This window comes from Pseudoalteromonas sp. 23_GOM-1509m (assembly GCF_000518425.1).
Lineage (GTDB): Bacteria > Pseudomonadota > Gammaproteobacteria > Enterobacterales > Alteromonadaceae > Pseudoalteromonas > Pseudoalteromonas tetraodonis.
The window spans coordinates 190,610-204,099 of sequence record NZ_JADO01000010.1 but is presented as its reverse complement, the minus strand read 5'-3'; the positions used below and the strand labels follow the sequence as shown (position 1 = coordinate 204,099).

Annotated in this window: 12 protein-coding genes; 8 read left to right on the top strand and 4 right to left on the bottom strand. The window is 42.4% G+C overall.

Annotated features, from left to right (window positions below):
* Nucleotides 1-10 precede the first annotated feature (10 nt).
* The 6 genes from murC to lpxC all read left to right on the top strand — a co-directional run bounded on the left by murC (nt 11) and on the right by lpxC (nt 6,639).
* The gene (murC, locus tag N523_RS0104435; protein WP_216712925.1) at nt 11-1,420 is read left to right on the top strand and encodes a UDP-N-acetylmuramate--L-alanine ligase; all 1,410 of its coding nucleotides are present in this window, start codon (nt 11-13) and stop codon (nt 1,418-1,420) included.
* Entirely contained in the window at nt 1,417-2,337 is a 921-nt protein-coding gene (locus N523_RS0104430; protein ID WP_028834436.1) for a D-alanine--D-alanine ligase, read from the top strand. Before murC ends, N523_RS0104430 begins: the two co-directional genes overlap by 4 nt.
* A gap of 1 nt (nt 2,338) precedes the next feature.
* Complete coding sequence (locus N523_RS0104425; protein ID WP_013464059.1) at nt 2,339-3,100, top strand: cell division protein FtsQ/DivIB; 762 nt, start codon at nt 2,339-2,341, stop codon at nt 3,098-3,100.
* A gap of 13 nt (nt 3,101-3,113) precedes the next feature.
* Nucleotides 3,114-4,346 carry a cell division protein FtsA gene (ftsA, locus tag N523_RS0104420; RefSeq protein ID WP_013464060.1) on the top strand — a complete coding sequence of 411 codons (1,233 nt, stop codon included), beginning with the start codon at nt 3,114-3,116 and terminating at the stop codon, nt 4,344-4,346.
* 21 nt (nt 4,347-4,367) lie between these two features.
* Nucleotides 4,368-5,621, top strand: coding sequence for a cell division protein FtsZ (gene ftsZ, locus N523_RS0104415; protein ID WP_024601202.1), 1,254 nt, complete (start codon nt 4,368-4,370; stop codon nt 5,619-5,621).
* 106 nt (nt 5,622-5,727) lie between these two features.
* A complete protein-coding gene (lpxC, locus tag N523_RS0104410) occupies nt 5,728-6,639 on the top strand; it encodes a UDP-3-O-acyl-N-acetylglucosamine deacetylase (protein ID WP_028834435.1) in 912 nt (303 codons plus the stop codon).
* A gap of 103 nt (nt 6,640-6,742) precedes the next feature.
* On the opposite strand, the gene yjjG is transcribed toward lpxC, so the two are convergent.
* The 3 genes from yjjG to N523_RS0104395 are packed head-to-tail and all read right to left on the bottom strand — an operon-like array spanning nt 6,743 to nt 8,928.
* The gene (gene yjjG / locus N523_RS0104405; protein ID WP_028834434.1) at nt 6,743-7,417 is read right to left on the bottom strand and encodes a pyrimidine 5'-nucleotidase; all 675 of its coding nucleotides are present in this window, start codon (nt 7,415-7,417) and stop codon (nt 6,743-6,745) included.
* 11 nt (nt 7,418-7,428) lie between these two features.
* Nucleotides 7,429-7,968, bottom strand: coding sequence for an inosine/xanthosine triphosphatase (gene yjjX, locus N523_RS0104400; RefSeq protein WP_024601200.1), 540 nt, complete (start codon nt 7,966-7,968; stop codon nt 7,429-7,431).
* Nucleotides 7,969-8,028: 60 nt separating this feature from the next.
* Complete coding sequence (locus N523_RS0104395; RefSeq protein ID WP_008114793.1) at nt 8,029-8,928, bottom strand: phosphoribulokinase; 900 nt, start codon at nt 8,926-8,928, stop codon at nt 8,029-8,031.
* A 115-nt stretch (nt 8,929-9,043) separates the two neighbouring features.
* Between N523_RS0104395 and N523_RS0104390 the strand changes: the two genes are divergently transcribed.
* Nucleotides 9,044-9,913 (top strand): hypothetical protein, encoded by an 870-nt coding sequence (locus N523_RS0104390; protein ID WP_028834433.1) that lies wholly within the window; start codon nt 9,044-9,046, stop codon nt 9,911-9,913.
* A 333-nt stretch (nt 9,914-10,246) separates the two neighbouring features.
* Nucleotides 10,247-10,612 carry a hypothetical protein gene (locus N523_RS0104385; RefSeq protein WP_013464067.1) on the top strand — a complete coding sequence of 122 codons (366 nt, stop codon included), beginning with the start codon at nt 10,247-10,249 and terminating at the stop codon, nt 10,610-10,612.
* A gap of 259 nt (nt 10,613-10,871) precedes the next feature.
* On the opposite strand, the gene N523_RS0104380 is transcribed toward N523_RS0104385, so the two are convergent.
* Nucleotides 10,872-13,445: a M1 family metallopeptidase gene (locus N523_RS0104380; RefSeq protein ID WP_028834432.1), complete on the bottom strand. Its 2,574-nt coding sequence runs from the start codon at nt 13,443-13,445 to the stop codon at nt 10,872-10,874.
* Nucleotides 13,446-13,490 lie beyond the last annotated feature (45 nt).

The following is a 13,490-nucleotide window of genomic DNA, read 5'->3' as shown; positions in this document are numbered from 1 at the left end:
ACGCCCAGCGATGCGCCGCATTGAAACTATTCACTTTGTAGGAATAGGCGGTGCAGGCATGGGCGGCATTGCAGAAGTACTTGCTTTTGAAGGTTACCGTATTACCGGTTCAGATATAGCTCACAGCGCAATGACTGAGCGTTTAATTAAAGCCGGTGCTGAAGTATTTATTGGCCATCATGAAAATAACGTAAAAGACGCCAATGTGGTGGTGGTTTCAAGTGCAATAGATAAAACAAATCCTGAAATTCAAGCCGCGCAAGCTGCGCGTATTCCGGTGGTTCGTCGTGCAGAAATGTTAGCTGAACTGATGCGCTTTCGCCACGGTATTGCCATTGCGGGCACCCATGGTAAAACGACCACAACCAGCTTAATTGCGAGCATTTATGCACAAGCCGGGCTCGATCCAACCTTTATTATTGGTGGTTTGCTTAACAGTGCTGGCAGCAATGCTAAGGTAGGTAAAAGTGACTTTTTAATCGCCGAAGCAGATGAAAGCGATGCCTCATTTTTGCATTTACAGCCTATGGTGTCGGTGATCACTAATATTGAAGAAGATCACATGGAAACCTACGGCGGTAGTTTAGAAAAAATGAAAGATACTTATGTTGAATTCATTCATAACCTGCCTTTTTACGGGTTAGCGGTGGTGTGTATTGATTCAGACGTTGCTGCTGAATTGATCCCCCGTTTTGGTCGTCCGGTGATCACTTACGGTGAGTCACACGAGGCTGATTATCGAATGAGTGACTTTAGCCAAACAGCGAACACATGCCAATTTACGGTAACTAATAAACAAGGTGAGAGTTTAACCGCCAAGCTGAATATGCCGGGTAAACATAATGCCCTTAATGCAACCGCAGCGATTGCCGTGGCTAAAGATCAAAATATTGCGAATCATGCAATTTTAGCGGCTTTAGATACTTTTGAAGGTATTGGCCGTCGTTTTCAGCACTACGGTGAATTTGAAAATGAACGCGGCAGCGTGATGCTTGTTGATGACTATGGCCATCACCCATCAGAAGTGGCCGCTACTATCACTGCAGCACGAGAAGGCTGGCCTGATAAGCGTTTAGTGATGGTGTATCAGCCTCACCGTTATACGCGTACTCGCGATTTATACGAAGATTTTGTTAAGGTATTGGCTGAGGTTGATCAGCTTTTATTACTCGATGTTTACAGTGCTGGCGAAGAGCCGATTGTTGGCGCTGATAGTAAGAGTTTATGCCGTAGTTTGCGCCAGCGTGGCAAAGAGCCATTACATGTAGCCTCAAGCTCAGAGCTTGCGGGCGTACTTGCCAACTGCCTACAAAATAACGACCTAGTGCTCACACAAGGTGCGGGTAACATAGGTCAGCTTGTTAAAAATTTAGCAGCCACGAATATGTCGATAGAAAAATTAAAGCAAGGTGAAGTATGACACAGGTAAATTCCCAGTTTGGTAAAGTAGCGGTGCTGCTAGGTGGAAACTCAGCAGAGCGTGACGTGTCATTAAAATCTGGTCAAGCGGTATTAAATGCGCTGTTAGAAGTTGGCATTGATGCGATAGCGTTTGATCCACAAAATCGTTCGTTATGGGAATTAAAGTCGTTAAACGTTGATCGCGTTTTTATTGCTTTACATGGGCGTGGTGGTGAAGACGGCACGGTACAAGGTGCTCTAGAATTTATGAACCTGCCGTATACCGGCAGTAATGTTCTGGGTTCGGCACTGGCAATGGATAAAATTCGTTGTAAGCATTTGTTTAAATCGGCAGGCTTAAGCACCGCACCTTATGCCGTGGTTGATGCTAAAAAAGGCTTTGATGCCAATGCCATTATGGCGCAATTTAAAAAGGTAATGGTTAAGCCATCGCACGAAGGCTCCAGTATCGGTATGGCGCAAGCAAGCTCTGCAGAAGAACTTGAAGATGCGCTCACTAATGCATTTAAGTTCGACAGCCAAGTATTGGTAGAGCAGTGGATCACGGGTCGCGAATTTACCATTACGGTATTGGGTGATGAAGTACAACCTGTGATTGAAATGAGCACCCCAAATGGATTTTATGACTACCAAGCTAAATATCAGTCAAATAGTACGCAATATCATTGCCCTGCTGATTTATCACCATCGGATACTCAAAAATTACAAGCGATGGCGCTTGATGCGTTTGATTTAGTAGGTGCAAGTGGCTGGGGACGAGTCGATGCGATGCAAGATGAACAAGGACATTTTTACTTACTAGAAGTGAATACCGTACCAGGCATGACAGAAAAATCATTGGTGCCAATGGCAGCAAAAGCCAACGGGGCAAGTTTTGAGCAATTAGTTGTTCGCATTTTGGAGCAAACCCTTTAATATGCATCCCTTTTTAGAGAAAGCGCAGCAACTAAAACAGCAACTTAACTGGTCGCTGATTTTTGGAGTGAGTTTTTTTCTAGCCGTGGTGATAGGGTTAATTGAAATAACCAGTGGGGTTTCGCACTGGTTAGTTGAAAATAAAGATGCACAAATTAAGCATTTAACGGTGCTGGGGAACCCTAAGTACACCGATGAAAAAGCAATAACAGCGGCAATAAAAAAAGCAGATTTAAGCAGTTTTTTTGAGCTAAACGTAAAGCAAGTTCAGCATTTAGTACAAGAGCTGCCTTGGGTTGCAACGGTATCGGTAAGAAAACAATGGCCTGATACCATTCAAGTTTACGTGGTAGAACATCAAGCGGTTGCTCACTGGAATAGTGACTTGCTGATTAATCAAAGCGGTGACGCGTTTGAAGCAAAAAGTGATAAATTAAGTGCCACTTTACCCCAACTATATGGGCCAGAGGGCAGTGAAAAAGAAGCATGGGTAGCGTTTAAACAGTTTGATGAAATGCTCAAAGTCAATGCATTAACGCTCACTAGCCTTGCGCTATCTGAGCGGTTTTCGTGGCAACTTTGGTTAGATAACGGTGTGCGTTTAAATTTAGGACGCAAAGATAAAGCCAAACGTGTACAACGTTTTATAGACGTTTATTCACGTATAGAAAAACGTGCTGATGCACAGATAGATGCAATTGATTTACGCTACGATACCGGCCTTGCAGTGAGCTATAAGCCACTGCAAGAACAGCAATTATAATAAAGAGTAAGGCATGACTAAGTCAGCAGAAAGAAACCTAGTGATTGGATTAGACGTTGGCACTTCTAAAGTAGTGGCCACGGTAGGTGAAATCACCACAGATAACAAGCTCAGCATTGTTGGCGTGGGGAGCCAAGTATCTCATGGAATGGATAAAGGCGGTGTTAACGATTTAAATTTAGTGTCTGAGTCTATTCGCCGCGCTATAGATGAAGCCGAATTGATGGCTGATTGTCGTATTAGCTCGGTTTATTTGGGTATTTCTGGCAAGCATATTCAGTGTCAGAACGAAAGCGGTGTTGTGGCTATTAATAACACCGAAGTAACCGATGAAGACATTGAAAATGTAATACACATTGCTCGTTCAGTGCCAATTTCAGCTGAACGCAAAATGTTGCATGCTTTGCCGCAAGAGTACAGCATTGATATGCAAGAGGGGATTAAAAACCCACTCGGCATGAGCGGTGTGCGCATGGAAGCACGCGCGCACATTATTACCTGCTCCAACGACATGGCTAAAAATATAGAAAAATGTGTTGAACGTTGCGGGCTTGAAGTTGACCAACTTATATTCACAGCGCTTGCTTCGTGTTATTCCGTACTGACGGATGACGAAAAAGAGTTAGGTGTTGCGGTGCTTGATATTGGTGGTGGTACTATGGATATCACTATTTATATTAATGGTGCGCTGCGTCATTCGGCGGTTATTCCGGTGGCAGGTAACCAAGTAACCGGTGATATTGCAAAAATATTTCGTACACCTATATCACATGCTGAGTCACTCAAAGTACAATATGCCTGTGCAAGTAGCCAAATGGCGAGCAGCGAAGACACGATTGAAGTGCCAAGCGTAGGTGGGCGACCAGCAAGACTGATGTCTAGGCACACGTTATCAGAAGTGGTTGAGCCACGTTTTAGAGAATTATTTGAACTGGCGATGGAAGAAATTCGTCGTTCAGGATTAGAAGACCAAATTGCAGCAGGTCTCGTCATTACTGGCGGAACTGCTAAAATGACTGGCGCAATGGAAGTGGCTGAAGATATTTTTCAGATGCCAGTAAGAATAGGTAAACCAATTGGTGTAGTAGGTTTAACTGATTATGTTGATGATCCATCGTACGCAACCGCTGTAGGTTTGTTACAATACGGGCGTACTATGCAGTCGATGAATGCACAAAAGTCGAAAGCGGATGATAATAATAATTGGTGGAACCGCATCACAAAATGGTTTCAAGGCGAGTTTTAGTACTCAAGTCGGAGAGTAAATATGTTTGATATAATGGAACAACACAGCGAAGAAGCTGTAATAAAAGTAATCGGTGTTGGTGGCGGCGGCGGTAACGCAGTTGAGCACATGGTAAAACAACAAATAGAAGGTGTTCGTTTTATTGCAGCGAATACGGATGCACAAGCATTACGTAATTCAGCCGCTGATGTAACGGTACAATTAGGTACGCAAATAACCTCTGGGTTAGGTGCGGGTGCAAACCCTGAAGTAGGCCGTCAGTCGGCTGAAGAAGACGCAGAAACGATTCGTGCCAGCCTTGAAGGCGCCGATATGGTATTTATAGCGGCAGGTATGGGCGGCGGTACAGGGACCGGAGCAGCGCCAGTCGTGGCTAAAATTGCTAAAGAGCTGGGCATTCTAACCGTGGCAGTTGTAACGCGTCCATTTGATTTTGAAGGTAAAAAACGTGCTGCTGCTGCAGAGCAGGGGATTAGCGAATTGTCTGAAATCGTGGACTCGTTAATTACTATTCCAAATAACAAATTACTAAAAGTATTAGGTAAAGGGACAACTTTACTGGATGCGTTTGCTAAAGCAAATGACGTATTATTTGGTGCGGTACAGGGTATTGCTGAGCTAATCACACGCTCGGGTCTAATTAACGTGGATTTCGCCGACGTACGTACTGTTATGTCTGCAATGGGTACAGCCATGATGGGAACTGCATCTGCCTCGGGTCCTGATCGTGCACAAGAAGCAGCAGAAGCGGCTATTTCAAGCCCATTACTAGAGGACGTTGATTTAACCGGTGCTAAAGGTATCTTGGTTAATATTACTGCCGGCATGGATATCGCGATTGAAGAATTTGAAATCGTGGGTAATCACGTTAAGGCGCTAGCGTCTGAAAACGCAACGGTGGTTGTGGGTGCGGTAATCGACCCTGAAATGACAGACGAGCTACGTGTAACGGTTGTTGCAACTGGCTTAGGCGGCGATCGTCGTCCACAGTTTGGTATTGTAGATAATGGCTTTAAAAAAGCATCAGGTTCTGATGTAGCCAGTTCAAGCACGCAAACAAGCAGCAGCATGTATGTTCCTAGCTTTGCAAGCCAAGGCGCAAGTACAGAAGAGCCTGCAACGACTACGCAAACAGAATCAAAAGAGCAAAGCACATCGACGAGCTCTTCAAGTTCTTCAGCGAATACGTCGTCAAGCAGTGCTAAGAAAACAGATAAATCTGAAGGTGGCGATTATTTCGACATCCCTGCTTTTTTACGTAAACAAGCAGATTAATAAAAAACAGTACTTTTGTGCGAAATGTGAACGAATATTGTAGTTATACCGTATTTATGCTACACTCCGCCGTCTAACTGTAATATATACTAAAGTGAGCGAACCTATGATTAAACAGCGTACGATTGCACAAGTAGTCAAAGCCATAGGAATTGGACTTCATAAAGGTGAGAAGGTCACAATAACTCTCCGACCTGCGAACGCAAATACTGGGATTGTATTTCGTCGTGTCGACCTTGATCCGGTTGTTGATTTTGAAACAACACCTGAAGCCGTTGGTGATACGCAATTGTGTACCTGTTTAATTAACAAAGATGGCGTTCGTTTATCGACTACTGAGCACTTAATTGCGGCGGTTGCGGCAATGGGTATCGACAATTTAATTGTTGAACTTGATAGCTCAGAAGTACCAATAATGGATGGTAGTGCATTGCCATTCATTTATTTATTACAAAAAGGCGGCATTGAAGAGCAAAATGTTGCAAAACGCTTTATTCGTATTAAAGAAAAAGTACGTATTGAAGAAGGTGATAAATGGGCCGAAGTAGAACCTTACGACGGATTCCACATCGATTTCGAAATTGCCTTCGATCACCCTGCAATTAATGAAAGCCGCCAACGTGTTGGTTTAGATATTACGGCACAAAGCTTTACTGAAGAGATAAGCCGTGCACGTACTTTTGGCTTTATGAAAGACATTGAATACATGCATGCTAACAACCTAGCACTAGGTGGCAGCATGGATAGCGCAGTTGTACTTGATGAATTTAAAGTTTTAAATCCGAACGGTTTGCGTTACGCAGACGAGTTCGTCAAGCATAAGATACTAGACTGTGTAGGTGACATGTTTATGACAGGTCACAACCTTTTAGGCAAAGTAACCGCATTTAAATCAGGCCATGATTTAAATAATAAGTTACTACGCAAAATTATGGCAACAGAGTCAGCATGGGAGTGGGCAACCTTTGAAACGCCTGTGACGATGCCTGCCCCCGGCCTTGAGCTAGCTAACGCCTAATTAGTTAATCACTTATATACAGTTATAAAAAATGACGCTTATTAGCGTCATTTTTTTGTTTGTTAATTAGCTAAACAGCTAAATTACACTCAGGCTTTTATTATCAAAGTCCTAATATAGTTTGCAACTGTTTAAGCTGGGTTACCTGATATGTTGGTTTAATTCCCTCAGGCAAGTTCACGCCAGGATGTTGCAGCCAACAAGTGTCAATTCCCACATTTTGACCGCCAAGAATATCACTGCTGGCGGTATCACCGACCATTAAAATTTGCTCTTTCGGTGGATTACCCATTAAGTTAAAGGTGTGCTCAAATATCTCTTTTGCAGGTTTAGCAATACCAACTTGCTCAGAAATAACTAACCAGTCAAACATATCTTGCAGCCCCGTATGCGCTAGGCGACGTGCTTGTAACTGAGAAAAGCCATTGGTAATAATGCCCAGCTTGGCATGGGGTTTAAGGGCATTTAATAATTCAACGGCGCCGGGTAAAGGCATACAAATTTCGGCCATTGCTGATAAAAAATCATCATTGAGCTGTTGAGCTGGCACATCAAGTTTATTTGCCAGTTCGCTAAAACGAGTTACTTGTAAGTGACTTGAGGTGATCTCGTTGTTTTGATAAGCAATCCATAATGACTTATTGGTGTTTTGGTAATGGGCATAATCTGCCTCGGTAAAATCCATGTCATAGGTTGCTAGCATTTTTTTAAGGCCAGCAAAGGCATTAAAGCTAAATAAGGTTTCGTCGGCATCAAATAATACGTAGTTATACTTCATTAAAACATCCGTTATTGATTATATAGAGTGGGATTAAGAAAAGGCGCCATGGCGAGTGTCAGCGCTTGAGTATAGGTACTTTCTCGTGTTGCATGATGATCAGTTAATAAGCCAATAGCACCCCCTTGCTGTTTAATATTGGTGGTATTAAAGGCTTTATCCATCACGTCACCAAGCTCTTCACCTTGAAGCAATGCTTTATAAAACACAGTGGGCAGGGGTAAGTTACTGCTTCGGCCTGTAACTTGCTGTGCGCCATTATCAATAACTACATAGGCAAAGGTTGCCGCACCATAGCTAAATTGAGCTGCACCACCTTCCATCGCCACATAGTAGTCTGCCTGATAGTGGTTTTTACAGTAATTAACGCGATTTTGTGCCCCTAAGCAGGTTTGCTCTTCACCTAGGGGTTGATCGGGTACCTCTGAGGGCGCGTGAACACCACTACATTCGATTACACGCTCAGGAAAATACATCGCAAAAATATGTTTAGCGGCATTGATTTTTACTGGGTTTTTAGACCCAACAATAATTTTAATTGATTGCGACATATTAAACTCGTCATACTTAAAATCAGCAGTGTACGTGAGTTAGAGTTCACAAAAAAGAGTCTAAATAGGAATTTCAGGAGGGGCTAACTTTGCTAAGGCGCGTTTTTTCAAAATAATATCTTTTATCAGAGGCGTGAGTACCAGTTCCATCGCGAGACCCATTTTACCACCAGGCACCACTAAGGTGTTTATACGCGACATAAAACTGCCTTCAATCATCCGCAAATAATACGGAAAATCAACATCATCAATCCCCCTAAAGCGAATCACAACAAAGCTTTCATCAAGGGAGGGGATATCTTTAGCGCTAAATGGGTTGGAAGTATCAACGGTGGGGACTCGCTGAAAGTTAATATGGGTACGAGAAAATTGCGGCGTTATATGATTAATGTAGTCATCCATACTGCGCACAATAGAATCCATGACTTTTTCACGAGAGTGGCCGCGTTCTGAGGTGTCGCGAATGAGCTTTTGGATCCATTCAAGGTTAATAATAGGCACCATGCCTATGAGTAAATCAACATGTTTAGCAACATCATGATCTTCATCAACTACACCGCCATGTAGACCCTCGTAAAACATCAGGTCTGTATTTTGCTCAAGTTCTTGCCATGGGGTAAATGTCCCAGGTAACTGGTTATAAGGCACGGCTTCATCAAAGGTGTGTAAATAACGACGAAGTTTTCCTTCGCCGGTTTCACCGTATTTAGTAAATAAGTCTTCTAAGGCGCCAAAGTCGTTAGCTTCTCGGCCAAAATAGCTAATGTGTTTACTTTCTTGCTGTGCTTCCCGAATTTTTTTGTCCATTTCAGGACGTGTATAACGATGAAAGCTATCACCTTCGATAAATGCCGCATTGATATCAAGGCTACGGAAAATATGCTTCACGGCGTTAGTGGTGGTCGTTGTGCCCGCTCCAGATGAACCGGTGATTGCAATAATAGGGTGTTTAGCTGACATGTTTGTTCTCTTTTTTATGACCCGTTAGTTATAAAGAGTTGACTGACTTAGGTCAAGTGACGTCATCAGGAAATAACGTTATCATGAGGTGCTTAAAATTAAAACGAGAGAAAGCATGAAACTGATTAAACCATTGTTAGGGCTTATAGCTGTAAATGCTTTAACGCTAGATATTGCTCAGGCAAGTATGCCTAAAAGCCAAATTTTGCTCGCCGATTTAAATACTCCGCATGGTATACGTGTAAGCATTGTTAGTGATAAAACGAGCTATAACAATCAACCTCATTTAACCAACACCGGCCTATACTATACCCGAGAAATAATCAGTAATGACCAGAGTCAAACAGATATTGCGCTTTACAGCTTATCATCAAAACAAACCTCTATGGTCACTAATACGCCACAAAGTGAATACTCGCCCACTTTAACACCTGATGGGCAGCACTTATCGGCGATTGTCGTTGAAGACGATGGTAAACAAAAGCTATGGCAATATCCGTTGGCACCCGAGTTGGCTGCAAGTCGTATTTTTGATTGGATTGAACCTGTAGGCTATCACGCTTGGGGAAGTAACAACGATTTAGTGATGTTTATTTTAGGCGAACCACACACTTTGCAATATACCTCGGTTGCTGCGGCAAAAGGTGAGGTGGTAGCAAGCGATATTGGTCGCACGCTTATTTATAATAAAGCGCAGGCTGAGTTTTTATTTAGCCATAGTAAACACGGGCAGCATCACTTAGCGCGTTTTGATCCACAAACTAAGCAAGTTACCGATATACTTAGACTGCCAAACCAAGTACAAGACTTCATCTTAAAAGATGAAAATACCATTGCTTACGCAATTAAAAACCGTGTTTACCAGCGTAAATTAACACGCGGCTCTGCTATATCGCAGTGGCTTGATTTAAGCCAATATTGCGATACTGAAATAAGCCGGTTGAGTTATAAAAATCAGCAATTAGCTTTTGTGTGTAGTGAATAAATAAATTTCGGACTTTCACTCATGCATGAGTTAGTCTAGGGTCTGTTGACCTTTGCGGATTACAATTTGTTCAAACTAGGGGCGGTTTAATCGCGGCGCGAGGTTTGTAACCTAGTGGGCTAAGTCAAAACTGAGCAACAAAGAGTAAATCGCCCCTAGGCAGAACCCGAAGGGCAGTGCCTGTTTGGCATTGATGCTGCGTTATCGCCTATTTATGGGGAATAACCACATTACATATGCTTTACCTTGGCTAAATACCAAACAGACTGCTGCAAATTTAACTCTGAAAGGTCAACAGACCCTAACCCCCTATTAAATAAAAAGGAAAGTCACGTGGCATTTAGTGCAGACGAGTTAACCGAGCAGCTGATCAAACTAGAGTGTAGAAGTAACTTTAAAATAAAAAACATAGCTGAGTATATGCTAGTAAACTCTAAAGAAGCGTTTTATACCCATGCGGAAGCAGGTAAAGGTAAAATTGTGATCCGACCTGCATTTGAAGTGTTTAGCGATGACTTTACTGATATTGATGGGGTTGTGCGTACTCAAGGCTATTTTCATAGCAGTGAAATGACCCGTTTTCCTACCCGTATTTATAAAAGTACGCAGCCTATTCATTATGGTGTCGCTTTTAAAATTAACTCTGAACAAGCGGCAAAAGAGTTTATAGCAAAGCTAACGATGATTATTGGCGGTTAATAGAGTGGTGCAGGGCTAAAGGCAAAAGGTGCAAGATAAAATCTTTAACCTTTAACCTTTAACCCTTAACCTTTGTCTTTAATTACTACCTCTAAAAGCGCAGCGCCTCTTAACCTCTTTGTGAATAAATTTTTTAAGATCTTATTACACAAAGAGAAGACAATGAGAAGTAAATGAGAAAACATCAGCCATTAGCCCGAGTTTGAGGTTTTCGGCTCGTTACTCGTCGCCCGCAGCCCGCCATCCTATAAACTTTAACTTATTTGCTATTTAAAAAGCTATTGACTGATTTCAGTTCACGGTTTTTAAGTGCAATACAGTCATTGGTGCTCTCTGCAAGTTTACTTAACGTACGCGCATAACCGGGTACAGCATCCAGTTTAGCGTCAAAGAAACTTTGCGTTGTAGCTAAACTGTCAGCGTCACAGCTGGCGGTAGTAAAGTAAGGTAAGTTAGGCACAAAAAATGGTGGCAAGCTTGCTGTTACTTTATCGTAGTTGCTATAAATCCAATCAATAAACAGTGCTTGGCGTTCATCGGTGTAACTTTGACCCGATAAAATAGTACGCATATCAGAAGCCGTTACTTCGTCTGTTAAGCTATACGCCAGTACCGCTTTTTGTAGTTCAGGTTTACCAAAGTAACCCATTGCTGCCAGCATATTGGTACGCACTTGTGGATCTTTGGTGGTTTTAAAGGTTGTCATAAACTGATCTAGCAACGCCTTATCCCCATGAAAAGCCGCAAGGCGTAAATAAGTACCTGCTAAATAAGGGTCTACCTTTTGTGGATCGTTTAAGTAAGCTTGTGTTTGCTGTTTGGCTTTATTGATCACATTTTTATCTTCACCATCAAACCCTAAGCGTGATACTACCGCGGCACGAAGTTGAGCTACTGCGCCATCTTCGCCCATTTTTGCTTCTAGGCCATATTTTTTAGCGGCAGGCATCACCGCATTTTGAATAAACGTAGGCCATAAATCTTTATTGCTATCGTCTTTAAAGGTACGCTGCTGTGACGCTAAATAACCTAAAGCAGTGTTAGCTACGCGTGGATGACTATCGCTGGCAAATACTTCAAGCGTTTGCATTAATTTAGCCGCTGAAATGACACCGGCATCAAGTAGGGCATCTGTTGCCGATAATAGGGCTAAGCGTTCACGGTCGTTTAATACCCTAGCTGCATTATCTATTAACGCATTAAATTGCGCATCATCCATTACCCAACGGTAATAACCTAGCGCGCCTTGATCTGGATAAATCCACTCTGGTTCAAAGTCTAATGCTAGCGTTTGGCTTTGTTTATTTAATAATACATTGGCTGTTTGTACTTTATCGCCAGCACCATATTTAATCGCAACCGGTACATTCCACAGTTGAGCAGGAGCTTCAACACCGGCATTGGCAAAACGACTTTGCGAAATCGTAATGCTCTTACCTTGCTGCTTAACGTTAATTAGCGGGAATGACGACTGTTCAATAAACGATTTTAAAACGCTCGCTACATCTTTATTTGAAGCCTTACCAAGTGCTTCCCATAAATCGGCAGCTTCTGCATTTTTATAGGAGAATTCTTTTAAGTAGTTCTGAATACCAGCTTGAAATGCCTCTTCGCCAATCCAGTTTTCAACCATCGCCAGTACTGAGCTGCCTTTGCTGTAGGCAAGGCCTAAACCATCCATAATATCGGCTTCGGTTTTAATTGGTTTACGAATTGGCTTAGTGCTTAAACGTGCATCTAACGCCATTACGTTGTTTTGTGGTAAATCTAGGTGTGATTCAAACTCAGGATTAAGCTGCTTAGTAATTTTTGCCGCCATCCAGCTTGCAAACGCCTCGTTTAACCATAAGTCGTTCCACCACTTCATAGTCACTAAGTTACCGTACCATTGGTGAGCTAATTCATGGGCAATAATAGAGACATTACGTTGTTTTTTACTACGCGTTGCAGCTTCTAAATCAACCAGAAGAATATCTTCGCGGTAAGTCACTAAGCCTGAATTTTCCATAGCGCCAAACGGAAATTCAGGAACAGCCACTGAATCTAGCTTTTTATATACATAAGGAATACCAAAGTAGTCTTCAAGTGCGCCCAGTACTTTAGGCATGTTCTCTTTTGCATATTGCGCTAAATGAATTTTACCTTGTGGGGTGATCACACGCCCAGGAATAGGCATGCCTTTAATTTCTAGCTCTTCAAATGGACCTACAGCCATAGCCACTAAGTAAGATGGAATTGGTGGCGTTTTATCAAAGTAATGGGTGGTCATATCGCCATTCACCGTCGTTTTTAGCTCAGGTGTATTTGAATACACTTTTTGTGAGGTGGGGGCGGTAATGGTTAACTGAAACGGAATTTTATAGCTTGGTTCGTCAAACACCGGAAATGCTCGACGGGCATCGCTCATTTCAAATTGGGTGAAAAGATAAGGAACGCCTTGATCTAGGGTTTTATATAGCCCCACACTTTGGCGATTATATGGCGCTGAGAAATCTATTTTTAAGGTGTATTTACCTGGCTGAATTTGCTCTTCACAGCTAAATTTAACCTTACCTGTTTTAAGCATTTCGCTGTTTAAATCACAGTTTTGCTCGCCTAGTAGTTGCACCATTTTAGTTGCATAATCAACACCATTGAGCTCAATGAAGTGTGTTGGTTTGAGCACTTCTAAGCTGATCTCGGTCATTCCTGTAAAGGTATCCTGACTTGGGTCGAGCGTTAAAGCGACTTTTTGTGAACTTGGCTTTGCGAGTTTTTCAATGACGAATTCGTTAGCATGAGCAGCATTCATCGCAAGCGCAACGCTCACGGTTAAGAGGCTTTTTAAAAACATAGTTATCCCTAGATTTTTTGTTGTTAGAAACAGTCATATAGACGG